This is a genomic window from Nocardiopsis sp. NPDC006139 (assembly GCF_040614155.1).
GTDB lineage: Bacteria > Actinomycetota > Actinomycetes > Streptosporangiales > Streptosporangiaceae > Nocardiopsis > Nocardiopsis changdeensis.
The window spans coordinates 14,705-38,023 of the sequence record NZ_JBEXTT010000035.1 but is presented as its reverse complement, the minus strand read 5'-3'; the positions used below and the strand labels follow the sequence as shown (position 1 = coordinate 38,023).

19 protein-coding genes and 1 tRNA gene are annotated in these 23,319 nt (G+C 73.6%); 17 read left to right on the top strand and 3 right to left on the bottom strand.

Going from position 1 to position 23,319, the window contains the following annotated elements:
* Positions 1-131: 131 nt before the first annotated feature.
* From ABZ249_RS30705 to ABZ249_RS30665, 9 genes are all read left to right on the top strand, one after another.
* Positions 132-785 carry a chaplin family protein gene (locus ABZ249_RS30705; RefSeq protein ID WP_355269737.1) on the top strand — a complete coding sequence of 218 codons (654 nt, stop codon included), beginning with the start codon at positions 132-134 and terminating at the stop codon, positions 783-785.
* Positions 786-1,112: 327 nt separating this feature from the next.
* Positions 1,113-2,429 (top strand): hypothetical protein, encoded by a 1,317-nt coding sequence (locus ABZ249_RS30700; protein ID WP_355269735.1) that lies wholly within the window; start codon positions 1,113-1,115, stop codon positions 2,427-2,429.
* A gap of 650 nt (positions 2,430-3,079) precedes the next feature.
* Positions 3,080-5,893: a type I DNA topoisomerase gene (gene topA, locus ABZ249_RS30695; protein ID WP_355269733.1), complete on the top strand. Its 2,814-nt coding sequence runs from the start codon at positions 3,080-3,082 to the stop codon at positions 5,891-5,893.
* 274 nt (positions 5,894-6,167) lie between these two features.
* Positions 6,168-8,273 (top strand): dTMP kinase, encoded by a 2,106-nt coding sequence (tmk, locus tag ABZ249_RS30690; RefSeq protein ID WP_355269731.1) that lies wholly within the window; start codon positions 6,168-6,170, stop codon positions 8,271-8,273.
* Positions 8,274-8,420: 147 nt separating this feature from the next.
* On the top strand, positions 8,421-9,593 hold the full coding sequence (locus tag ABZ249_RS30685; protein WP_355269729.1) for a DNA polymerase III subunit delta': 1,173 nt from the start codon (positions 8,421-8,423) through the stop codon (positions 9,591-9,593).
* Positions 9,594-9,765: 172 nt separating this feature from the next.
* Positions 9,766-11,301, top strand: coding sequence for an alpha/beta hydrolase (locus tag ABZ249_RS30680; RefSeq protein ID WP_355269758.1), 1,536 nt, complete (start codon positions 9,766-9,768; stop codon positions 11,299-11,301).
* 95 nt (positions 11,302-11,396) lie between these two features.
* Positions 11,397-11,469: transfer RNA gene (locus tag ABZ249_RS30675), tRNA-Thr, on the top strand.
* Between the two features lie 153 nt (positions 11,470-11,622).
* Complete coding sequence (locus ABZ249_RS30670; RefSeq protein WP_355269727.1) at positions 11,623-14,943, top strand: AAA family ATPase; 3,321 nt, start codon at positions 11,623-11,625, stop codon at positions 14,941-14,943.
* Between the two features lie 62 nt (positions 14,944-15,005).
* Positions 15,006-15,365: a hypothetical protein gene (locus ABZ249_RS30665; protein ID WP_220563516.1), complete on the top strand. Its 360-nt coding sequence runs from the start codon at positions 15,006-15,008 to the stop codon at positions 15,363-15,365.
* Positions 15,366-15,367: 2 nt separating this feature from the next.
* Here ABZ249_RS30665 and ABZ249_RS30660 read toward each other — a convergent pair whose 3' ends face one another.
* Entirely contained in the window at positions 15,368-15,523 is a 156-nt protein-coding gene (locus ABZ249_RS30660; RefSeq protein ID WP_355269725.1) for a hypothetical protein, read from the bottom strand.
* Positions 15,524-15,640: 117 nt separating this feature from the next.
* On the opposite strand from ABZ249_RS30660, the gene ABZ249_RS30655 reads away from it, so the two are divergent.
* Both ABZ249_RS30655 and ABZ249_RS30650 read left to right on the top strand, forming a co-directional pair.
* Positions 15,641-15,865, top strand: a complete 225-nt coding sequence (locus ABZ249_RS30655; RefSeq protein ID WP_220563514.1) for a hypothetical protein — start codon at positions 15,641-15,643, stop codon at positions 15,863-15,865.
* 48 nt (positions 15,866-15,913) lie between these two features.
* Positions 15,914-16,297 (top strand): hypothetical protein, encoded by a 384-nt coding sequence (locus ABZ249_RS30650; protein ID WP_220563513.1) that lies wholly within the window; start codon positions 15,914-15,916, stop codon positions 16,295-16,297.
* Between the two features lie 8 nt (positions 16,298-16,305).
* On the opposite strand, the gene ABZ249_RS30645 is transcribed toward ABZ249_RS30650, so the two are convergent.
* Positions 16,306-16,863, bottom strand: coding sequence for a hypothetical protein (locus ABZ249_RS30645; RefSeq protein ID WP_355269723.1), 558 nt, complete (start codon positions 16,861-16,863; stop codon positions 16,306-16,308).
* 521 nt (positions 16,864-17,384) lie between these two features.
* Between ABZ249_RS30645 and ABZ249_RS30640 the strand changes: the two genes are divergently transcribed.
* Both ABZ249_RS30640 and ABZ249_RS30635 read left to right on the top strand, forming a co-directional pair.
* Positions 17,385-17,576, top strand: a complete 192-nt coding sequence (locus ABZ249_RS30640; RefSeq protein WP_220563512.1) for a hypothetical protein — start codon at positions 17,385-17,387, stop codon at positions 17,574-17,576.
* A gap of 73 nt (positions 17,577-17,649) precedes the next feature.
* On the top strand, positions 17,650-18,231 hold the full coding sequence (locus tag ABZ249_RS30635; protein ID WP_355269720.1) for a sigma-70 family RNA polymerase sigma factor: 582 nt from the start codon (positions 17,650-17,652) through the stop codon (positions 18,229-18,231).
* 141 nt (positions 18,232-18,372) lie between these two features.
* On the opposite strand, the gene ABZ249_RS30630 is transcribed toward ABZ249_RS30635, so the two are convergent.
* Entirely contained in the window at positions 18,373-18,900 is a 528-nt protein-coding gene (locus ABZ249_RS30630; RefSeq protein WP_220563510.1) for an inorganic diphosphatase, read from the bottom strand.
* Positions 18,901-18,976: 76 nt separating this feature from the next.
* Between ABZ249_RS30630 and dacB the strand changes: the two genes are divergently transcribed.
* The 4 genes from dacB to hpt all read left to right on the top strand — a co-directional run bounded on the left by dacB (position 18,977) and on the right by hpt (position 23,237).
* A complete protein-coding gene (dacB, locus tag ABZ249_RS30625; protein WP_355269718.1) occupies positions 18,977-20,335 on the top strand; it encodes a D-alanyl-D-alanine carboxypeptidase/D-alanyl-D-alanine-endopeptidase in 1,359 nt (452 codons plus the stop codon).
* Positions 20,336-20,478: 143 nt separating this feature from the next.
* Complete coding sequence (locus ABZ249_RS30620) at positions 20,479-21,561, top strand: zinc-dependent metalloprotease (RefSeq protein ID WP_220565365.1); 1,083 nt, start codon at positions 20,479-20,481, stop codon at positions 21,559-21,561.
* A complete protein-coding gene (tilS, locus tag ABZ249_RS30615; RefSeq protein WP_355269716.1) occupies positions 21,558-22,526 on the top strand; it encodes a tRNA lysidine(34) synthetase TilS in 969 nt (322 codons plus the stop codon). The genes ABZ249_RS30620 and tilS overlap by 4 nt, the downstream gene beginning before the upstream one ends.
* Positions 22,527-22,682: 156 nt before the next feature.
* Positions 22,683-23,237, top strand: coding sequence for a hypoxanthine phosphoribosyltransferase (gene hpt / locus ABZ249_RS30610; protein WP_220563507.1), 555 nt, complete (start codon positions 22,683-22,685; stop codon positions 23,235-23,237).
* The last annotated feature ends 82 nt before the right edge of the window (positions 23,238-23,319 follow it).

Genomic DNA, 23,319 nt, shown 5'->3' with positions numbered 1-23,319 from the left:
TGCGCCCTGAGCGCCCCTTCCCACCCGCTGGCTCCCCGGAGGCGCCCCCCGCTCGGGCCCCCTTTCCCAGGAGTCGGAACGACCGCGGTCCACGCAGCAATCACGACCTTCTTCGCTGACAAGGACACGCGATGACCCATCGGACCCACGCCAGGATCGCGGCACTGGCCGCCGCGGGCCTCCTGGCACTGGCCCCGGCCGGGACCACCCTGGCCGACACCTCCACCAGCGGCAACGGCTCGATCGCCGGGGGCAACCAGCTCCACGCCGACCTCGACGCCCCGGTCGACGTCTGCGGCAACTCCCTGGCCCTCCTCGGTGCGGCGGGCGCCCAGTGCGCCGGCGGGGACGCCGGCACCGGGGGCGGCGTCCCGGACCGGGACGGCGACAAGGGCCACCCCGGGTACCCGGGCTACTCGCCGGAGCCTTCGGAGAGCCCCTCCGAGGGGCCCTCGGAGGGACCGTCGGAGTCGCCCTCCGAGGGACCGTCCGAGTCCCCGTCGGAAGGGCCGTCCGAGGAGCCGTCGGAGTCCCCGTCCGAAGGCCCGTCGGAAGGCCCGTCGGAGGGACCGTCCGAGTCCCCGTCGGAGGGCCCCGAGGAGGGTGAGAGCCCCGGCGAACCGTCCGACTCCAGCACTGCGGGCGAACGGCCGTCCGACACCTCGGACGCCCGGCTCCCGCTGACCGGCTCCGCCGGACTGCCCGGCCTGGTCATCGCCGCGATCGCCGCGGCGGTCGCCGGGATCGGCCTGGTCATCGCGGGCCGCCGGCGCTCCCGGATCTGACCGCACGGCTTCCCGGGCCGCCGACGCGGCCCGGGGGTTGACGCGAGTCCCGTAGCACCGGCCGAGGCCATGTGCGCGGGGTTCACGTCAGCCGCCGCCCCACCAGGGCGGAGCTGACCGACGGGGCGCGCGCGTCCGTCCGCATCCGGCGGACGGGACGGCGACGCAGCCCTCGAGCACCGACCGACACGCACCGCCCAGGTGCGGAGCCGGGAGGACGATCCCCGGCCTTGGCCGAAGGCCCGTACCCCACCCAGGGGTGTGGAACGGCCTGTGGCCCGAGCACACACCTTCTCATCAGCACGTTTTCTGAAAGGAACTTCCCACATGTCTAAGTGGGCCAGGACCTCCGCGAAGTCCGTCCTGCTGGCCGCGGGCTTCGTCGCCCTGGGCAGCGGCGTCGCCTTCGCCGACACCGACGCCGCCACCAGCGGCAACGGCTCCGTCCTCGGCGGCAACCAGGCCGTCGTCAACGCCGACGTCCCGGTCAACGTGACCGGCAACGCGGTCGGCGCCGTCCTGGGCACCGCCGGGGCCTCCACCACCGACAGCGACGCCGCCGTCGTGGACCACCAGCACAACGAGGTCGCCACCTCGGGCAACGGCTCGGTGCTGGGCGGCAACCAGCTCGTGATCGACGGGGACGTCCCCGTCAACGTGACCGGCAACGCCATCGGCGCCGTGGGCGGCATCGCCGGCGCCTCCACCACCGACTCCGACGCGGTCGTCCACCACGACGGCCACGCCTGGCACGGCGAGGGCGAGCCCGACGTCGCGACCAGCGGCAACGGCTCCCTGATCGGCGGCAACCAGCTCGTCGGCGACCTGGACGTCCCCGTCAACGTGTCGGGCAACGCGATCGGCGCCCTGGGCGGTGTCGCGGGTGCGGCGGCCACCGACGCGGACGCCATCGTCCACGACGTGCACGGCGGACACGTCGGGCACGGTGGACACGTCGGCCGCGACCACTACGCGGCGGAGACCGAGATCACCCCGGTCGACCTGGTGGGCGAGGCCGCCCGCAACGCCAGCCTGCTGCCCGACACCTCCGGCGTGGACGCCGGCGTCCTGCGCCAGTCCGCCCCGGTCCGCGAGCACCAGTCGATCGCCACCTCCGGCAACGGCTCGGTGCTGGGCGGCAACCAGCTGGTCGGCCACCTGGACGTCCCGGTCAACGTGGCCGGCAACGCGGTCGGCGCCGTGGGCGGCGTCGCCGGCGCGGCCGCGACCGACAGCGACGCGGTCGTCAAGGAGTCGCACGAGTACATCGCGACCTCGGGCAACGGCTCGCTGGCCGGCGGCAACCAGGCCGTCGTGCACGGCGACGTCCCCGTGAACGTGACCGGCAACGCGGTCGCCGCGGTCGCCGGCCTGGCGGGCGCGAGCTCCACGGACAGCGACGCGGCCGTCGTGCACCAGAGCGCCACCGAGCACCAGTCCGGTGCGCTGGACGCGCTGCCCGTGGTGGAGCAGCTGCCCGAGGTGCCCGTCTCCGAGACGCTGCCCGTCGAGTACACCGTGAGCGAGACCGCCCAGCAGGCGGTCGCCGAGCACGCGCCGGAGCACGCCGAGACGCTGCCCGCGCCCGCCGCGCCGGTGGACCCGGTCGGCCAGGTTCTGGGCGCCGTGGGCGTGGGCCTGTAACGACGCGGACGGGGGAAAGGGGACCGGACCCGTCCCCCGCCGGTGGTGCGCGGCCTCTCGTTCCGTTTGGAACGCGGTGGACTGCGAGGTGCCGAACACCACAGGCGGGGACCGGGTCGGGGCTCCGGGAACCCGGAGCGGCACGTGCAGGGTGTCGCGTGCGTCGTTCGGGCGAGAGCAGGACGGACCGCCTCCGCGCGCCCGTTCCGTGAGGAACGCGGTGGACTGCGGGCGGGTGGGGGTGTCCGTCCGGGGCTCGGAACCACAGTCGAGTCCTCCCGGGAATATCCGGGAGGACTCGCCGCTTTGTGGGGGGTATGGGCACCCGACCCCCCGGGAAGTGTGATGGAAGTCACTTTGAGGGCGTGTTCCGGGTGATCGCCGGAGCCGGAGGCGGCTCCGGGGCCCGCACGGCCGGAGCACGGCCTGCGCGGTACGGGCCGGTAGCGGTGCGGTGAGCGCTTATTCTGCGGTTGCCGGTGGGTGAAGAGCCCGCTCTCCGCGGTCACGGCCCCGTGTACACGGGAGTCCCTCCGCCCACCCACCGACGGGGGAACGCCTGGGGTTTCGGTTACCGTCGGTTTCCACGGGAGCCGAGGGACCGCGGCCGACAGACCACGCAGAGGCTAGACGTAGACGTAGGGGAACACGTGCCACCCACCAAGGGCAGCGCCGGCAAGAACGGCTCGCAGGACAGCGGACGACAGGGCTCGGGGACCGCCCTCGTCATCGTCGAGTCGCCCGCCAAGGCCAAGACCATCGCGGGCTACCTGGGCCGCGGTTACGTCGTGGAGTCCAGCATCGGGCACATCCGCGACATGCCCACCAAGGCCGCGGAGATCCCCGCCAAGTACAAGGGGGAGCCCTGGGCCCGGCTGGGCGTCAACGTCGACGGCGACTTCGAACCCCTCTACGTCGTCAACGCCGACAAGAAGTCCCACGTGCGCAAGCTCAAGGAGCTCATGGCCGACGCCGACGAGCTCCTGCTCGCCACCGATGAGGACCGCGAGGGCGAGGCCATCGCCTGGCACCTGCTGGAGGAGCTCAAGCCCAGGATCCCGGTGCGCCGCATGGTGTTCAACGAGATCACCAAGGAGGCCATCCAGCGCGCCGCCGACAACACGCGCGACCTCAACACCCGGCTGGTGACCGCCCAGGAGACGCGCCGCATCCTGGACCGGCTCTACGGCTACGAGGTCTCCCCCGTGCTGTGGAAGAAGGTCATGCCCAAGCTCTCCGCGGGCCGGGTGCAGTCCGTGGCCACCCGCCTGGTGGTCGAGCGCGAGCGCGAGCGGATGGCGTTCACCCCCGCCGAGTACTGGGACATCAAGGCCCTCTTCGACGCCTCCGGCGCGGGCATTCCCGCGGGCGACCCCACCGACTTCCCGGCCACGCTGGTCGCCGTGGACGGCACCCGCATCGCGGTGGGCCGCGACTTCACCGCCCAGGGCACCGTGCGCCCGGACCGGGCCGTCCGCCAGCTCGACGAGGCGGCCGCGCGCGGCCTGGCCGAGCGGCTGTCCGCCAGCGCCTTCGGCGTGTCCTCGGTGGAGCGCAAGCCCTACCGCCGCTCGCCGTACGCGCCGTTCCGCACCACCACCCTCCAGCAGGAGGCGTCGCGCAAGCTGGGGCTGTCGGCCAAGCAGACCATGCAGGTCGCCCAGCGGCTCTACGAGAACGGCTACATCACCTACATGCGCACCGACAGCACCACGCTGTCGGACAGCGCGGTGCGCGCCGCCCGCTCCCAGGTGCAGCGCCTGTACGGCGCCGACTACCTGCCCGAGCGCCCCCGCGTCTACGCCAAGAAGGTCAAGAACGCCCAGGAGGCGCACGAGGCCATCCGCCCGGCCGGCGACGAGTTCCGCACCCCGGGCCAGACCGGGCTCAGCGGCCCCGAGTTCCGCCTCTACGAGCTGATCTGGAAGCGCACCGTCGCCTCCCAGATGAAGGACGCCGTCGGCGAGTCCGTCACCGTCAAGGTGCAGGGCACCTCCTCGGCCGGCGAGGTCGCCGAGTTCAACGCCACCGGCAAGATCATCACCTTCCACGGCTTCCTCAAGGCCTACGTGGAGGGCGCCGACGACCCGGCCGCCGACCTCGACGACCGCGAGCGGCGGCTGCCCGCCGTGGCCGAGGGCGACCCGCTCACCGCACGCGACCTGACCGCCGAGGGGCACAGCACCCGCCCGCCGGCCCGCTACACCGAGGCGACCCTGGTCAAGGAGCTGGAGGAGCGGGAGATCGGGCGCCCCTCCACCTACGCCTCGATCATCGGCACCATCCTGGACCGCGGCTACGTGTTCAAGAAGGGCACCGCCCTGGTGCCGTCCTTCCTGGCGTTCGCCGTGGTGCAGCTGCTGGAGCGGCACTTCGGCAACCTGGTGGACTACGAGTTCACCGCCCGCCTGGAGGACGTGCTCGACTCCATCGCCCGCGGCGAGGCCGAGAGCCTGCCGTGGCTGCGCCGGTTCTACTTCGGCGGAGACACCCCCGAGGGGGACCGGGAGACCGGCCTGAAGGAACTGGTCGGCGACCGCCTCGCCGACATCGACCCCAAGGAGATCAGCTCCCTGCCGGTGCCGGGCACCGAGGACATCGTGCTCCGGGTCGGCCGCTACGGCCCCTACCTGGACCGCGGGGGCGTCCGGGTCAACGTGCCCGAGGACCTGGCCCCCGACGAGCTGACCCCGGAGAAGGCCGAGGAGCTGTTCGCCCAGCCCAGCGGCGACCGCGAGCTGGGCACCGACCCCGAGACCGGGCACCTCGTCGTGGCCAAGTCCGGACGCTTCGGCCCCTACGTCACCGAGGTCATCGAGGAGCCCGAGGAGAACGGGGGCAAGAAGGCCAAGGCCGTCAAGCCGCGCACCTCCTCGCTGCTCAAGTCGATGACCCTGGACACCGTCACCCTCGCCGACGCGATCAGGCTGCTCTCGCTGCCGCGCGTGGTCGGCGTGATCGACGGCGACGAGGTCACCGCCCAGAACGGCCGCTACGGCCCCTACCTCAAGAAGGGCACCGACAGCCGCTCCCTCGCCTCCGAGGAGCAGATGTTCACGGTCACCCTCGACGAGGCGAAGGAGCTGTTCGCCCAGCCCAAGCAGCGCGGCCGCCGGGCCGCCGCCCCGCCGCTGCGCGAGCTGGGCAAGGACCCGGTGTCGGGCGCCGTCATGCTCGTCAAGGACGGCCGGTTCGGCCCCTACGTCACCGACGGGGAGGTCAACGCCTCGCTGCGCAAGGGCGACGAGGTGGAGTCCATCACCGACGAGCGCGCCGCCGAGCTGCTGGCCGAGCGCCGGGCCAAGGCGCCCGCCAAGAAGCCCGCGGCCAAGAAGGCGCCCGCGAAGAAGACGACGGCCAAGAAGACCACCACGGCGGCGAAGAAGACCACCGCCGCCAAGAAGGCGCCGGCCAAGAAGACGGGCACGCCCCGTACCGCGGCCAAGGCCTCCGACGAGGCCTGAGCGGCGCACACCGTCGAACGCGGACCGCCCCGCGCCGGAGCACCTCCGGCCCGGGGCGGTCCGCGTCGTGTGACACGGGGTGTGCGGGTCGGTACGATCTCCACGTTCACTCCGGGGCCCGCCGTACCCCCTGTTCGCAGATGATCTTCCGTACTACGCTGGACGTGGCCGACGGGAACACTGAAACGCAAGTGATCTTCCGCCGCTCCACCGAATTCCTCAGCGGACGACGGCCCACTCCTCCCCTCCCCCTCACCGAATAACCTTGAGCGCTATGAGCAGACCTGCATCTCCGGGAGCGCCGTCCGAGGCGCACAACGTCCTCGCGATCACTCCCTTCCGAAGGCTGTGGATCTCGCTCGTGCTGTCCGGACTGGGCGATTGGCTGAGCCTCCTGGCTCTGGTCTCCCTGGCCGCGATCTTCACGTTCGACGCCCCGGCCCTGGTCCGGTACCTGGCCATCGCCGGTGTCCTGGCCGTCAAACTCGCGCCCTCCGTCCTCCTGAGCCCCCTGGTCGGGGCCCTCGTGGACCGGCTGGACCGCCGCTGGACCATGGTCGGCGGCGACGTCCTGCGGGCCCTGCTCTACGCCTCGGTCCCCGTGGTGGGCCTGCTGGCCCCCGGGTTCGCGCTGCCGTGGCTGTTCATCGCGGCACTGCTCGCCGAGATCGTCGAGCTGCTGTGGACCGGCGCCCGGGACTCCGCGATCCCCAACCTGGTGCCCCGCAAGCTGCTGGGCCAGGCCGACCGCCTGGTGCTGTTCACCTCCTACGGCACCGCGCCGGTCGCCGCCCTGCTGTTCGCGGCCCTGGCCTCGGTGAGCAACGTGCTCGGCGTCCTGGTGCCCTCGCTGGCCTCCCCCGAGGCGGACATCGCGCTCTACCTCAACGGGCTGCTCTTCCTGGCGGCCGCCGGGCTCGTGGCCGGACTCCGGATCCCCGGCCACCGGCCCGCCAAGGACGCCCAGAGCCCCACCCGCGACGCCCGCATCCTGCCGTCCGTCGCGCGCGGCACTCGCGGCTCCGGCGACCCGGTGCTGCTGCGCGGCCTGTCCCTGGGCCTGATCACCACGGTCGTCGCGGTGGGCGCCGTCGTCGGCGTCGGCCGCCTGCACGCCGAGGGCCTGGAGGCGGGCAACGCCGGGTTCGGCATGCTGTTCGCCGCCGTCCTGGGCGGCATGGGCCTGGGCGCCGTCTCCGGCCCCCGCGTCCTCAAGCTGCTCAGCCGCCGCCGACTCTTCGGGCTCACCGCCGTCATCGCGGCGGTCGTGCTGCTGTTCGCCGGCGCCGTCGGCGACATGGTCCTGGCCGTCGTCCTGGCCCTGGTCCTGGGCGTCGCCGCGGGCATGTCCTGGGCGACCGCGCTGGGCGTGGTCACCCGCGAGGTCGAGGAGGAGCACCGCACCGCGGTGCACGCCCACCTCAACGGCGCGGCCCGCCTGGCCCTGGTGCTGACGGCGGTCCTCGCCCCCGTCGCCGCCGGGTTCGTCGGCGACCGGGCCCTGGCGATCGGCCCGCTCACCTACGACCTGCGCGGCAGCGCCGTCGTGCTGGCGGCGGCCGCCCTGCTGGGCGTGGTCGCCGCCGTGGTCGCCCACCGCCAGGTCAACCGGGACGACCCCGAGGCCGGCCCCGGACTGCTCCCCGAGCTGTTCGCGGCGCTGCGCGGCGTCGAGATCACCGAGCCGGTCGACGAGGACGAGCGCCCCTCCGGCGCGTTCATCGTCGTCGAGGGCGGCGAGGGCGCGGGCAAGTCCACGCAGGTCCGCGAACTCACGGTGTGGCTGCGCGACCAGGGCTTCGAGGTGGTCAGCACCCGCCAGCCCGGCGCCACCAAGCTCGGCATGCGGCTGCGCGCCCTGCTGCTGGACCGCGAGAACTCCCACATCACCCCGCGCGCCGAGGTGCTGCTGTACGCCGCCGACAAGGCCGACCACGTCCAGCAGGAGATCCTGCCCGCGCTCAAGCGCGGTGCCGTGGTCATCAGCGACCGCTACACCGACTCGCTGCTCGCCTACCAGGGCACCGGCCGCGACCTGGCGGTCTCGGACATCGCCGACATCAGCACGTGGGCGGTGCAGGGCCTGGTCCCCGACCTGACGGTGCTGCTGGACGTGCGCCCGGAAGAGGGCCTGTCCCGGCTGGGCGGCCCGGCCGACCGCATCGAGTCGGAGTCCGTGGAGTTCCACGAGCGGGTCCGCAAGGGCTTCCTCGACCTGGCCCGCCGGGACCCGGACCGCTACCTGGTCCTGGACTCCCGCGAGCCCCGCGAGAAGATCACCCGCGAGATCCAGAAGCGGGTGCGCGCCCTGCTGCCCGACCCGGTCCCGAGCAGCGCCGAGGCCGTCACCGGGATGATCCCGGTCATCAAGAACGACTGACCCGCCGCGGCGGGACGGGGCCCGGGGGCGCACGCCCCCGGGCCCCGCGCGTTCCCGGGCGCGGGGCGGGCCTGTGGAAACGGCCCGACCGTCGCCCCCGGCTCCTATCCTGGATCCCTGGCACGTCTTTCTACGCGGGGGTGGAGTGTGACGGTCTTCGACGACCTGGTCGGTCAGCGGACCGCGGTGGACCACCTGCGGCGGGCGGTGGCCGGCGCCGCCGACCTGGTCGCCGGGGGAGCGGGCACGGGCATGACCCACGCCTGGCTGTTCACCGGCCCGCCCGGCTCGGGGCGCTCGGAGGCCGCCCGCGCCTTCGCCGCCGCCCTCCAGTGCCGCGACGGCGGCTGCGGCCACTGCGACTCCTGCCACCAGGCCCTGGCCGGGACCCACCCGGACGTGCTGTACGTGCGGCCCAGCGGCCTGAGCTTCGGCGTCGCCGCCACCCGCGAGCTGGTCCTGCGCGCCGGGTCCAAGCCCTCCGGCGGCCGGTTCCGGATCGTGCTGTTCGAGGACGCCGAACGCGCCACCGAGGCGGCCTCCAACGCCCTGCTCAAGGCGGTGGAGGAGCCGTCGCCGCGCACCGTGTGGCTGCTGTGCACGCCCACCCCCGACGACCTGCTCGTCACCATCCGCTCCCGGTGCCGCCTGGTCACCCTCACCACCCCCACCACCGCCGAGATCGTCGGCGCGCTCACCCGCGCCGGCGACGTGGACGAGGGCACGGCCAGGGCCGCCGCCGTCGCCTCGGCGGGGCGGGTGGACCGCGCCCGGCAGCTGGCCACCGACCCCGAGGCGCGCCGCCGCCGCGAGGAGGTGCTGTCCATCCCGGCCAGGCTCGACGGCATCGGCGCCTGCGTCACCTTCGCCGCCCGGCTCTACGAGATCGCCGAGGCGGAGTCCAAGGCGATCACCAGCGCCCTGGACGAGAAGGAGAAGGACGAGCTCAAGGCCGCCTTCGGCGAGGGCTCCACCGGCAAGGGCGTGGCCAAGGCCATGCGGGGCTCCGCGGGCGCCATGAAGGACCTGGAGGAGCGGCAGAAGCGCCGGGCCACCCGGATCAAGCGCGACTCCTACGACCGCGCCCTGCTGGACCTGGCCGCCTTCTACCGCGACGTGCTCACCCTCCAGTTCGGGGCGTCCGTCGAGCGCTCCACCGGGGAGCGCTCCGGCGACCTGGAGCGCGTCGCCCGCTCCAGCACGCCGGAGACCACCCTGCGGCGCATCGACGCCATCATGGACTGCCGCGAGCGCATCGCCGCCAACGTGCACCCGCAGATCGCCATGGAGGCCATGACCTCCGCCCTCCTCCTCGGCTGACGCCCGCACCGGGCCGGACGCGGGGCGGTGCCCGTCCCGCGCCCCCCGGCGGATACGGTCGACCTACGGCACCGCCTCCCCGTCGCAACCGCAACGGCGGCACGGCCGTCACAGGCAACGGTGGAACCGGACGACGGGAAGGAAACACGTGGCGACGAGGCTGCGGGCAGCGGTGGCGGCGACGCTCACCGGCACGGTGCTCCTGGTGAGCGGGTGTACGGCGCTGACACCGGGGGGAGGGGCGCAGGAGCCGGCCGAATCGCTCGGGGCCCTGGGCGACCTCGCGGAGCAGGAGCTCGACTGGGGGCCCTGCGACGGCGGGCCCTCCGAGGCCGAGTGCGCCACGTACGAAGTGCCGCTGGACTACGACGAGCCCGAGGGCGAGCGCATCGAGATCGCGGTCAAGCGCATGGCCGCCACCGGCGACGACGTCATCGGCTCCCTGCTGGTCAACCCGGGCGGACCGGGCGGCTCGGGGTACGACTTCGTCGACCACGCCTCCTTCATCGTCAGCGAACAGGTGCGCGAGCGCTTCGACCTGGTGGGCTTCGACCCGCGCGGGGTCGGCCGCAGCACCCCGATCACCTGCCTGCCCGCCGAGGAGCTCGACGACTTCATCGGCGGCGAGGCCGAGTCCGCCGACGGCGACGGCGACATGTCCGAGCTGACCGAGGCCGGGGTCGCCGACATGGAGGAGGGCAGCCGCGAGTTCGTGGAGGCCTGTCAGGCCAACGCCCCCGACCTCATGCTCAACGTCGGCACCGTCAACGTCGCCCGCGACATGGACGTGCTGCGCGCCCTGCTGGGCGACGAGAAGCTCACCTACCTGGGCGCCTCCTACGGCACCCACATCGGCGCCCACTACGCCGAGCAGTTCCCCGACCGGGTGCGCGCCCTGGTGCTCGACGGCGCCGTCGACCCCACCCTGGACCAGCTCGACCTGAGCGTCGCCCAGGCCACCGGGTTCGAGACCGCGCTGCGCGCCTTCGTCGAGGACTGCCTCACCCGCACCGACTGCCCGCTGGGCGGCAACGGGGACTCGGTCGAGGACGGCGTGGCGGCCCTCGACGGGTTCCTGGCCCGGACGGCCCGCGAGCCGCTCCACAACTCCATGGACGACCGGGAGATCAACCGGGCCCGCGCCGAACTCGGCGTGCTCGCCGCCCTGTACTCCGAGTCCTGGTGGGAGCGGGTCCGCGAGGGCCTGGACGACGCCATGAGCGACGGCGACGGCACCGTGCTCCTCCAGTTGGGCGACGAGCTCTACAGCCGGGGCGACACGCAGGAGTACGAGAACTCCACGGCCGCCCTCATCGCGGTGAACTGCTCCGACTCGCCCAGCCCGCGCGGGGTCGAGGCCTACGTGGAGGCCGCGGAGGAGGCCGGGGAGGAGTCCCCGATCTTCGGGCCGAGCCTGGCCTGGGGCGCGCTGCCGTGCGCGTTCTGGCCCGAGGAGGCCGTCTACGACGGCGGCCCGCTGGACGCGCCGGGCGCCCCGCCGATCATGGTGGTGGGCACCACGCGCGACTCCGCCACTCCCTACGCCTGGGCCGAGGCGCTGGCCGGGGCGCTGGAGTCCGGCTTCCTGGTCACCCGGGACGGCGACGGCCACACCGGCTACCGGATGGGCGACGCGTGCGTGGACCGCATGGTCGACGCCTACCTCATCGACCTGGAGGTCCCCCGGGACGGGATGGCCTGCGCCTGACCCCGCGGGGTGCCGGGTCCGAAACCGTGTACCCGGCACTCCGCGGAGACGCTAAACTGGTGATCGCCTCGCCGCGTGGAACCGCGCGGCGTCGCGCCGCCTTAGCTCAGTCGGCAGAGCGATTCACTCGTAATGAATAGGTCGTCGGTTCGATTCCGACAGGCGGCTCAGCACAAAGGCCCGTCCGGTCCCCGGACGGGCCTTCGCCGTTCCGGTGGGCCCCGGGCCCGGCCGGAACCGGTCACCGGGGCACGTATACGGGCACGGCGCGACCGCTACGGTACATAGCGCACGTCCCCTCGCCCCCCCGGGAGCCCACGCATGATCACGCTCCATGTGTCGCAGTCCGCCCCGAACGCCTTCCGCGGCATCGCCGACGCGATGAACGACCCGCGGTTCGCCGACCAGGACCTCTACCTCCGTGTGGACCCGGGGTACTACCTGGAGCCGCACGTCCTCGGGGTGAACGGACACGTGATGGTCGTCCCCAGCGCGGGGCGGGGCACGGTCACCGTCGCCGTCGGCGACACCAACGTGTTCAACGTCCACGAAGGGCGTCTCGAACTGTTCGGCATCGAGGTCAGGAACGCCTCCGCGGACTACCCCCCGGTCTACGTCCACCCCGGGGGCGCGTTCCGCGCCGAGGAGTGCGTCTTCGTCTCCACCGCCCGGGTGGAGGCGGAGGGGGCGACCCTGCACATCGAGGGGTGCACCTTCCGCGACGCCGGGCTGTACCTGAAGAGGTCGGGGGGCGCCGTCGCGCGGACGCGCTTCGAGAGGGCCGCCCTGTTCATCGAGGGCCAGGGGGCCCTCTCGGTGTCGGACGTCTCCTTCCAGGGCGGGGACCCCGCCTGCCACACCCTGTTGATCAGCGGTGCCTCGCCGCGCATCCAGAAGTGCAGGATCACCGACGGCGGGAGCGAGAACACCAACGCCGTCTGCGTCCAGGAGGAGGCCGAACCCGTGTTCTCGGACGTGGAGATCACGGGCGACAGCGGTTATCCGGTCCGGGTCCTGGGCGGGTCCAAGGCCTCCTTCACCCGGCTCAGGATCGACGGCGGCCGGCCCGGGGGAGACTCGCTGTACGTGTGGGAGGGCGGCGGGCTGACCCTGACCGACTGCACGGTCACGCGGTCGCCCGGCAGCGCGGTCTGCGCGTCCGACAGCACGCTGACCGCCACCGGGCTCACCGTCGCGGGGGCGAAGGACAACGGTGTCCTCACCGTGGACTCCCGGGTCGAGATCCACCGCTCCAAGGTCACCGGTGCGGGTATCGTCGCGGTCCACCTGAACGGGGGACGGCCGACGCTGTCCGACATCGAGCTCGGCGAGCCCCCCGCCGGAGCGGAGGAGCCGATCGGACTGCTCCTCGACGGCACGTCGGGCTTCGACGTGCGGGGGCTCACGGTCACGCGGCTGCGGGGGACCGCGGTGGGCGTCCACGATTCGACCGGCACCCTGGCGGACGTGACGGTGGAGGAGGGTGTGCGGGGCATCGGTTTCGACGACGGCGGCAGGTACAGGGCCGAGGGGCTGCGGCTCCGCGGGCTGGAGGCCTGGGCGGTCCGCGTCGGGGAGGGCGCGAAGGCCGAGATCGACGGGTTGGAGAGCACCTCGTGCCAGTACGGCGCCTGGGCCGACGGGGGTGATCTCACCCTCCGTTCGGCGGTGGTCTCGGACACGGGGGACAGGGGCGCCATCGTCCAGGACGGCGGCCGCCTGGTACTGGAGGACTCCACCGTGCGCGGGTGCGGGGGCAGCGGCATCGACGTCCACGAGGATTCCCGGGCGACCCTGCGCCGGTGCACGATCGCCGACAACGGGGGTAAGGCCGTGGACTCCGCGGACGGCGCGGCGGTGAAGGTCGAGGACACCACGTCCGAGAACAACCGCGGCGGCGACACGGTGCGGGTCGCCGCCGAGGCGGGCGGGGCGGCCGCGGTCCCGGACGCCCCGGTCGGGGAGGCGGCGCCGGTGGAGGAGCTGCTCGCCGAACTGGACGGCATGGTGGGGCTGGAGGGGGTCAAGAAGGAGGTCCGCACGCTGGTCAACTTCCAGAGGGCCAGTGCCAAGCGCGAGGCCGCCGGGCTGCCCGCGCTCAACGTGGGGCGGCACCTGGTCTTCTCGGGCCCGCCCGGGACCGGCAAGACCACCGTCGCCCGCCTGTACGGGGGCATCCTGCGCTCGCTGGGGGTGCTCTCCCAGGGGCAGTTCGTGGAGGTCTCCCGCTCGGACCTGGTGGCCGAGCACCTGGGCGGGACCGCCAAGCTCACCGCCGACGCCGTGGGGCGGGCGCGCGGGGGCGTGCTGTTCATCGACGAGGCCTACGCCCTGTCCCGGCGGTTCGGCAGCGGGACCGACTTCGGCCAGGAGGCCATCGACACCCTCATCAAGCTCATGGAGGACCTGCGCGACGAGGTCGTCGTGGTCTTCGCCGGGTACTCCAGCGAGATGCGCGGGTTCCTGGACGCCAACCCCGGGCTGCGGTCGCGGGTCGCCCGCACCATCGAGTTCGAGAACTACACGCCCGAGCAGCTCACCACGATCTTCGCGGGGATGGCGCGGGCCCAGGGGTACGTCCCCGGCGAGGGCGTGCTGGAGGCGGTCACCGCGCACTTCCGGGCCCAGAAGCGCGACGAGACCTTCGGCAACGGGCGCGAGGCGCGCCGCGTGTTCGAGGCGGTCGTGCAGACCCAGGCGACCCGGGTCGTGGAGGGGGACTTCCACAGCCCCGAGGACCTGGGCCGCATCCTCCCGGAGGACCTGGAGGGCGTCGTGGACGCCGGGCTGTCCGCGCGGGTGGGCGGGCCCCGCGACGGCGGCCAGGTCGACGGGCTGATGGCCGAGCTGGAGTCGATGGTCGGGCTGACCTCGGTCAAGGGCGAGGTCGCCGACCTGATGAGCCTCATCTCGGCGGGGCGCCGCCGGCAGGCGGCCGGGCTGGGGGCCGTGCTGCCGTCGCGGCACCTGGTCTTCGCCGGGCCCCCGGGGACCGGCAAGACCACCGTGGCGCGGATCTACGGGCGGCTGCTGGCGGCCCTGGGCGTCCTCGCCCAGGGGCAGGTGGTGGAGGTGGGCCGCGCGGACCTGGTGGGGTCGTACGTCGGGCAGACCGCGCAGAAGACCCGGGACGTGTTCGACCGGGCCCGCGGCGGGGTGCTGTTCATCGACGAGGCCTACACGCTGGTCCGGCCGGGGGGCTCCGGCCACGACTTCGGCCAGGAGGCCGTCGACACCCTGCTCAAGCTCATGGAGGACCACCGCGACGAGGTCGTGGTGATCGCCGCCGGGTACACCGGCGAGATGAGCGGGTTCCTGGCGAGCAACCCGGGGCTGGAGTCGCGGTTCTCCCGCACGGTGGAGTTCGCGCCGTACACGCACGACGAGCTGCTGCGGATCCTCGTCGGGATGGCGGAGGGAGCCGACTTCCTGGTGCCGGAGGACACCCGGGCCGCTGCGGCCCGGCTGTTCGGGGCCGAGGAGGAGCGGTTCTCCGACGGCAACGGCCGCGAGGTCCGCAAGGCGTTCGAGGAGGCGCTGACCCGGCAGGCGCGGCGGATCGAACAGGCCGCGCGGGCCGGGGCCGAGCCCGGGGTGGACGATCTGCGGACCCTGCTGCCGGAGGACGTGCTCGCCACCTGAGGTGGCCGAATGATGACCGTTCGTGTCCGGTGGCCGGGGGAGAACCGGGGTAGGGGCACCGCATGAGCCTGTTGTTCATGCTGGTGGCCCTGGTGGGCGCGGTGCTCGTCCTGGCGGGCGGCTCCTACGCCCTGCGCCGGGTCATCGCCGCGGTCGCCGCCCGCCTGGAGGCGGACGAGCCGCCCGCCCCCGTGGACCCGGGGCCCGCGGCGCAGGTCGGCGGGTACGTGCCCGCCCCGCGCGTCCCCGGCGAGCTGCCGCCGCAGCTGCGCGCGCGGGTGGCCAACCTGGTGGCGCTGGGGCGCTCGGAGGAGGCGGTCCGGCTGGTGCGCGACCGCCTGGACGGGGACGAGGACCGGGCCCGCGGCATCGTCGCGGAGCTGGGCGGCGACGGCGACGGCACACCGGCCCTCGAACGCTGAACTCACATGCCGGCGCGGCTGCGCAGCCCGCTCCACACGGCCGTGGCGACGAACAGGGCCGCCGCGATGACGGTGAGCCAGAACAGGCCCTTGATCAACACCCCCAGGATCGCCAGGAACAGCCACAGCGCCAACAGGACGAGGATGAGATAGACCACGTGCTCCCCCTTCGGTGTCCGGTCCCACCACGGGTCTACCCGGCCGCGGCGCCCGGCACGCCCCGTGTCCCCTGGGGCGGGATGTGCAGGACGGTCCTCCCGGGGTATGGGGGTTGCATGAGTCTGGAAGAGGCATCACGACAGCTGGAGGCGTCGATCCACGACGCGCGGGTCGCGTTCGACTGCATCCTCCTCGAGGAGCTGGACCGGGCCCACGTCAACGCCATCACCGCCCGGGCCGCGGTCGACGCGGCCGAGCAGGCCATCAGGGTGGAGCTGGAGAGAAGGAAGGAGGAGGCCGGCGAGGGCCGGGAAGAGGGGGAGGAGATCTCCTCGGACTGACCCCGGGTCTTTTCGAACAGGATTTCGAACGAAGGGTATGCTCGGGGCATGCCCGATCAGTCGCTGAGTCCGGACTGGCCCGCGAGTGTGCACCCACCCGGGTCGGACTCCTTCGAGCGGACGGCCGCGGTGTGGCTGTTCGACCTCCTGCCCGCCGACTACCGGACACACGGGGTCCTGCGGCGGTACCCGGTCGCGCTCTCGCGGTTGGCGCGCCAGCACCTCTCCGCGGTCCTGGCCGCCGGCCGCGAGGGCTACCGCACCGCCCGGGTCGACCTGCGCGGCCACCTGCCGCCGCACGCGCTCGAACAGGTGATGCGCGCCTACCAGGCGGAGGGGCGGCGCACGGCCGCCGTCCTGCGCTCCGTCGAGGCCGTCGAGGCGGCCCTGCGCGCCCGGGACGACGGCGAGGCGTTCGAGGAGGGGGCGTGAGCCCTCCCTCAGGCGGTCACCCGGACCACCACGGCGACCTCCTCGCCGGTGTTGACCAGGTGCTGGTGACCGCCCAGGGAGCCGCCGACGACCCGGGCCCGGCCGGGGGCCAGCTCGGCCGCCGAGCGCATGCGCCCGTCGGAGCCGGAGGAGATCAGGTGCGCCCGCCCGCTCACCAGGAACAGCACCTCCATGTCGGCGGCCCGCGGGGACACCGGGCCGGACACGAAGCTGTTGGGCTCAAGGGACACGGTGCTCACCCGCAGCCGTCCGCCGGCCCCGCGGCGGGCGGCGCGCGGGGCGGGCTGCCAGTGGCCCCGCCGGGCGGGCCACAGGGTGGGCCGGGCCAGCACTGCGGCGGCGCCGCGGGCGGCGGCGACCAGGCGCCCGACGGTGGGGAGCCGGCGTTCGGCCAGGTGGGCGTAGCCGGATTTGCGGCCGGCGTCCGCCACGTCGCCGATGCCCTCCACGGACACGCGGTGCGGTGCGGTGCCGCGGGGCGCGGCGTCGTCCCCGGAGGTGCGGGCGGGCGGGGCGGTGCGTACGGAGAGAGCCTGCTGGGCCATCGTGGGAAGATCCTTCGCGTGCGCGCCGTCGAGGGCGCGGATGTCGTCCGGGGGCCCCGTCGCACGGAGGAAGGGGCCGTCGGTGCCGCTCAGGGCACGGGTCACCGCGGTGGAGACGCGGAGAGGAGCCGCCGGGAACCGCCGCGCGAAAGCGCGCGCGGACGGGCGGGCCTGGAGCCTAGGGGGCCGATGGGCCCCGGAGAAGAAGACTCAGCGACGACAACACGGACACGCCGCACAGGACGGGTGGCAGGGGGCCGGGAGGGCCCTGCGAGCCATGGCGTCGGTGCGGGTGCGCGGATACATGGTTGTAAGGAGACCAGCAAAGGGCGCGGGGAGTCAAGCGATCGTGGAGAATCGCGTGTGTCACACCTCTTCTCATCCGGCGGTGTTGCGGGAGGCGTCGCGTGGTGGTGACATGTGGAGCCCGAGTACGGCGTGAGAGCACCGCCGGAAAGGCACCGTCCCCCGAACGCACTGACAGGAGTGGCCGTGTCGGCTCGCACGCCCGGAGGTGCCGGTTGAACCCCGACCCGGCCGGGCTGTGGGTGCGCCTGCTGGTCCGGGCGCTCGTGGTGGCGGCGGCGGGGGTGATGGCGCTGGGCTTCCTCGGCCCCGGCGCGGCGCTGCTGGTCTGCGCCCTGACCGCGCTGACGTTCGTCCTGCTCTGGCTGCGCGGCCGCCCGCGGCGCCGCCCGCCTTCGGATCGCTGACGGAGAGGACTCTCACACGCGTCTTTCGGCGAAGCGCCGGGGTGTACGCGGTCGGCAGCGTAGATTCTCGTCCATGACGGACCGGGATCTCATCCACGCTCTGCGTGCCGACGGCGCGCCGTCGGCCGAGGCCTACCGAAGGCTGCTCGACGCGTACGGCGAGGAGTTGTTCCGGCGCTGCATCCTGGCCCTGGGCGACCGCGACGCGGCGCACGTGGTGCTGCGCGACACGCTGATCGTCGCCTGCGCGCACATCGGGCGGCTGACCGAGCCCGACCGCCTGGGGGAGTGGCTGCACGCCCTGGCGGAGGTCGAGTGCGTCCGCCGCCGTTCGTACGACCTCCGGCTCCCGGGGGAGCGGAGCATGCCGGAGAACACCGGTCTGGTGCCGGTCCGCATCCTCAAGGGCATGGCCGCCCCGGAGCTGGACGGCTATCGGGCCCACGTGGCCGCCCGTGCCGACCGCTTCGGCCACGACGGCTTCCCCCTCGGCCCGGGGGACTCGCCGACCCCGCACGGCCCGCCCCTGGCCGGCTCGATCGGACTGGTGATGCTGATGGCGCTGGTGGCCGCCGTCTGCGCGGGCTACCTGCTGACCCGGACCTCGGAGGCCGAGGGGCCCTGGACCGGTCCGGCCGGCCTCGTCGGCCGCTGACCCGCGAGAACGGCCCGCGGCCTCCGGGGCGGCGGTGTGGGGGAGCCGTGCCGGAGGACGCGGGCCGAGGGCGGCGGGGCGGGCGGGCCCGGCGGAGTCCGCCGGGCCCGCCCGCCCCGGAGGTCGAACGGGAGCCCCGCCCTACTTCTCCTTGTCGCCGGAGATGTGGGAGGAGTCGCCGTGGACGCCCGCCTCCTCGGCGCGCTTGACCGAGGCGATGATCTCCTGCTCGGCCTCGTGGCGGCCGACCCAGCTGGCGCCCTCGACGGACTTGCCGGGCTCCAGGTCCTTGTAGACCGTGAAGAAGTGCTCGATCTCCAGGCGCTCGAACTCGTTCACGTGGTGAATGTCACGCAGGTGCTCCATGCGCGGGTCCGTGGCCGGAACGCACAGCAGCTTGTCGTCGCCGCCGGCCTCGTCGCGCATCCGGAACATGCCGATGGCCCGGGCGCGGATCAGGCAGCCCGGAAAGGTCGGGGCCTTGAGCAGGACGAGGGCGTCCAGCGGGTCGCCGTCCTCACCGAGCGTCCCGTCGACGAAACCGTAGTCGGCGGGGTAGGTGGTGGAGGTGAACAGCATGCGGTCGAGACGGATGCGACCGGTCTCGTGGTCCACCTCGTACTTGTTGCGCTCCCCCTTGGGGATCTCGATCGTAACGTCGAATTCCATGCTGATCTCGGCTCCCATTGCGACTAATGTCGCCGTATAACAACAACGTCAGGCCGCGACACCTAAGGAAGGGCGGGTGCCCCGGGTGCGACGGGTACGAAGTGAGGTCTTCCTCACGCTGGCCCTGCTCAACATATTCGTGCTGATCGCCGGGTTCGCAGCCCTCGATGTGATCGAGGCCCGACCACTCCCCGCGGTGCCCCACCCGGTCGTGAACGCCGAAGGTGCGGCCGCGGCGGAACCCGCGCCCTCGTCCCCGGCGGACCCGGAACGGATCGCGGACGTGATCGATGATCCCATGGCGGAGTCCGGGCTCGCGGAGGGCCTCTCCGCTTTCGTCGTCGACGGGGCCACCGGCCAGGCGCTCTACGAGCGCAGCCCGGACACCCCCGCGGTCCCGGCGTCGACCACCAAGATCGCCACGGCCATCACGGTCCTGGACGCGGTGGGACCCGACCACGTGCTGACCACCACGGCCCACTTCGACCCGGCGCAGGGGATGGTGGTGCTGCGCGGCGCGGGCGACTCCACCCTGACCACGACCGCCGACTCCGCAGCTTACCCGCAGGTGGCCACGCTGGAGGAGCTCGCCGAGCGCACCGCGGCGGCCCTGGCCGAGCAGGGGGTGGACACGGTCTCGGTCGGCTACGACGACTCGCTGTTCACCGGGCCGGACACCGGGCCCTCCTGGAAGCCCGGCTACATCACGGAGGGCAGCACCGCCTCCGTCCACGCGCTGATGCACGACAGCGGGCGCGTCTCCCCGGACACGCACTCGCGGGTCCCGGACCCGCCCCGGGCCACCGCCGACGCCTTCGTCAAGCAGCTGAAGGAGGCCGGGCTCACCGTGGAGGGGGGCGAGCCGAGCGAGGTCCGGGCACAGGGCGATCCGATCGCCTCGGTCGACTCCGCGCCGATGACGGCCCTGGTCGAGCACATGATGCTGGCCAGCGACAACAACATGGCCGAGGCGCTGGCCCGGATCGCCGCCCTGGAGACCGGCGGCGAGGCCTCGTTCGAGGGCGGGGCCGCGGCCACCCACCGGGTCATGGACTCCTACGGGATCACGGGTGTCGACCTGGCCGACAACAGCGGGCTGAGCCCGGAGAACCGCATCACCCCGCGCGCCCTGGTGGAGATGCTCCGGGTGGCGGCCGACAACCCCGAACTCAACGCGGCGATCACCGGCCTGCCCACGTCCAACTCCACCGGGACCCTGGGCAACCGCTACACGGAGGGCACCCCGGTCCACGACGTGGCCGGGCTGATCCGCGGCAAGACCGGAACCCTGAACGACGTGAGCGCGCTCGCCGGGACCGTGCACGACCAGGAGGGCAACATGTTCCTGTTCGCCTTCGTGGCCAACAGCCCGGGTGTCCAGGGCTACCAGCTCGATCCCCTGGCGGCGGCCCTGGCGCGCTGCGGCTGCTCCTGAGCCCGGCCCCCGCCCCCGGCCGCCCCGCGGCGCCGGGGGCGCCGCTTTTCGGTCCCACTCGGGGTGAACCCGGGGCTTACCCCGAATTGGAACCCCGATCCCCGTGCCGGAAGGCTCTGCGTGGGTAGGCTGCGAATGTGACTGTGATCGACTGGGACGTAGCCGTCAACACCGGTGTCCGCCTCGTCCGACCGGGCCCGCAGGTGGATCTCGCCGACGCGCGACAGGCCGTCGCGCAGTTGCGCGAGCTCTCCACCGTGGCCGCCGGGCACGTGCGCGACTTCACCGGCATGAACCCCTTGGAGCCCACCGGGCCCGCGGTGATCGTCGACCGGCCGGGCTGGATCCGCGCCAACGTCGACGGTTTCCGCACCGTCATCGAACCCGTACTCGAACAGATGGGCGCCGAGCGCCTCAACAGCGGCGGCGCGGCCGCCGCCCTCACCTCCGCCGTGGGCTCCCGGATCACCGGGGTGCAGCTCGGCGCGGTGCTCGCCTACCTGGCCGGGAAGGTCCTGGGCCAGTACGAGCTCTTCCTGCCGCCGGACCCCGACGGCACCCTGCCCACCGGGCGGCTGACCCTGGTCGCCCCCAACATCGTCAACACCGAGCGCGAGCTCGACGTCGACCCGCACGACTTCCGGCTGTGGGTGTGCCTGCACGAGGAGACCCACCGCATGCAGTTCACGGCCACGCCGTGGCTGCGGGGGTACGTCCAGGAGCTGATGCGCGAGCTGCTGCTGTCCACGGAGATGGACGCGGGCGACCTCATCACCCGGCTGCGCGCCGCGGGCGAGGCCGTGGCGGACGCGGTGCGCGGCGGGGAGGGCAACCTCCTCACCGCCATCCAGACGCCGGAGCAGATCGAGATCATGGACCGGGTCACCGCCGTGATGAGCCTGGCCGAGGGCCACGGCGACTACGTCATGGACGCGGTCGGGCCGGGCGTCGTGCCGTCGGTGGAGCGGATCCGCGCCCGCTTCCAGAAGCGGCGGGAGGCGGTCAACCCCCTGGACCGGCTGCTGCGCCAGCTGCTCGGCATGGACATGAAGATGCGCCAGTACGAGGAGGGCGCCGCGTTCGTCCGCGAGGCGGTGGCCCAGGTCGGCATGGCCGAGTTCAACAAGGTGTGGACCTCGCGCGAGACCCTGCCCACCATCGCGGAGATCCGCGACCCCTCCGCCTGGGTGAACCGGGTGGTGCGCCCGGCGGCCATCACCGAATGAGCGGTCCGCCCCCCGCCGTGGCCGCCGTCCGGTCGGCGGTCCGGCGGGCCCTGGCGCCGCTGCCCGCGGGCACCGCGGTGCTGGTGGCGTGCAGCGGCGGGGCCGACTCGCTGGCGCTGGCCGGGGCGGCCGCCTTCGAGGCGCCCCGGCTGGGACTGCGGGCCGGGGCGGTCACCGTCGACCACGGGCTCCAGGAGGGTTCGGCCGAGCGCGCGGAGAAGGTCGCCGCGGTCCTGTCCGGACTGGGCCTGGACCCGGTGTCGGTCCGCGCGGTCGAGGTGACCGGGCCGGGCGGGCCCGAGGGCGCCGCCCGGACGGCCCGGCACGCGGCGCTCGCCGGGGCCGCCGCCGAGTACGAGCCCGCGGTGGTGCTGCTCGGCCACACCCTCGACGACCAGGCCGAGACGGTCCTGCTGGGCCTGGCCCGCGGCTCGGGCGCCCGTTCCCTGGCCGGGATGGCCCCGCGCAACGGCCACCTCCTGCGCCCCCTGCTCGACCTGGACCGCGCCACGGTGCGCGCCGCGTGCGCCGCCATGGGGCTGGCCCCGTGGGAGGACCCCCACAACGCCGACGCCCGGTTCACCCGCTCCCGGGTGCGCCACGAGACCCTGCCCGTCCTGGAGCGGACCCTGGGCCCGGGCGTCGCCGCGGCGCTGGCCCGCACCGCCTCCCTGCTGCGCGCCGACGCCGACGCCCTGGACTCCCTGGCCGACGGGCTGCGCTCCCGGGCGCGGACGGGGGAGGGCCTGTCCGCGGCCGTCCTGGCCGACGCCCCCGAGGCGCTGCGGACCCGGGTCCTGCGCGGGGCCGCGATCGACGCGGGCTGCCCGGCGGGCGCCCTCACCGCCCGGCACGTGCGGGAGGTCGACCGGCTGGTCACCGCCTGGCGCGGCCAGGCGCACCTCGACCTGCCCGGCGGGGTGCGCGCCCGGCGTGTCGACGGTCACGTCCGCTTCGAGCGCTGACGGGGCGGAACCCGTCGGCGGCCCGGTGTGTCACCCGGTGCCGGGCTCCGGCCCGGCCGGGGCCGGCCCCGGGGCAGCCCGTCGGCGCCCCCGGGACGTTCGGCACGTTTATCCTGGTTGCCGCAAACGGGGAACCCAGCAGCGAGGACAGTGAGCGTGGACGCTAAGGACATGGGCCGGGACCTGGAGAAGGTCCTGGTCACCGAGGAAGAGATCAAGGCGCGCCTGGTCGAGCTCGGAGAACGCATCGACGCCGACTACGCGGGCAGGGACCTCCTGATCGTCGGGGTCCTCAAGGGCGCCGTCATGGTGATGGCCGACCTGGCCCGGGTGCTGCACACGCCCGTCTCCATGGACTGGATGGCGGTGTCCTCCTACGGGGCCGGGACGACCTCCTCCGGCGTGGTCCGCATCCTCAAGGACCTGGAGACCGACATCAAGGACCGCGACGTCCTCATCGTCGAGGACGTCATCGACTCCGGCCTGACCCTGTCCTGGCTGGTGGGCAACCTCCGGTCGCGCGGGCCCCGCTCGGTCGAGGTCTGCACCATGGTCCGCAAGCCGCTGGCCTTCGAGGTGGACCTCGACGTCAAGTACATCGGCTTCGACCTGCCCAACGAGTTCATCATCGGCTACGGGCTCGACTACGCCGAGAAGTACCGCAACCTGCCGTTCATCGGCACCCTCGCCCCGCACGTGTACGAGCAGTAGCGGGGAACAAGCGGCGGGGGCGCGATCGTTGCTCTCATGACGGGCCCCCGCCCCGGCGCATCCGGAAGGGGTGCGCCCGTCC

Bases quoted from the DNA above. Each gene is read 5' to 3' on its own strand.
- ABZ249_RS30705 (WP_355269737.1), top strand. From the start codon at position 132: ATGACCCATCGGACCCACGCCAGGATCGCGGCACTGGCCGCCGCGGGC.
- ABZ249_RS30700 (WP_355269735.1), top strand. From the start codon at position 1,113: ATGTCTAAGTGGGCCAGGACCTCCGCGAAGTCCGTCCTGCTGGCCGCG.
- tmk (WP_355269731.1), top strand. From the start codon at position 6,168: ATGAGCAGACCTGCATCTCCGGGAGCGCCGTCCGAGGCGCACAACGTC.
- ABZ249_RS30670 (WP_355269727.1), top strand. From the start codon at position 11,623: ATGATCACGCTCCATGTGTCGCAGTCCGCCCCGAACGCCTTCCGCGGC.
- ABZ249_RS30665 (WP_220563516.1), top strand. From the start codon at position 15,006: ATGAGCCTGTTGTTCATGCTGGTGGCCCTGGTGGGCGCGGTGCTCGTC.
- ABZ249_RS30655 (WP_220563514.1), top strand. From the start codon at position 15,641: ATGAGTCTGGAAGAGGCATCACGACAGCTGGAGGCGTCGATCCACGAC.
- ABZ249_RS30650 (WP_220563513.1), top strand. From the start codon at position 15,914: ATGCCCGATCAGTCGCTGAGTCCGGACTGGCCCGCGAGTGTGCACCCA.
- ABZ249_RS30645 (WP_355269723.1), bottom strand. From the start codon at position 16,863: ATGGCCCAGCAGGCTCTCTCCGTACGCACCGCCCCGCCCGCCCGCACC.
- ABZ249_RS30635 (WP_355269720.1), top strand. From the start codon at position 17,650: ATGACGGACCGGGATCTCATCCACGCTCTGCGTGCCGACGGCGCGCCG.
- ABZ249_RS30630 (WP_220563510.1), bottom strand. From the start codon at position 18,900: ATGGAATTCGACGTTACGATCGAGATCCCCAAGGGGGAGCGCAACAAG.
- tilS (WP_355269716.1), top strand. From the start codon at position 21,558: ATGAGCGGTCCGCCCCCCGCCGTGGCCGCCGTCCGGTCGGCGGTCCGG.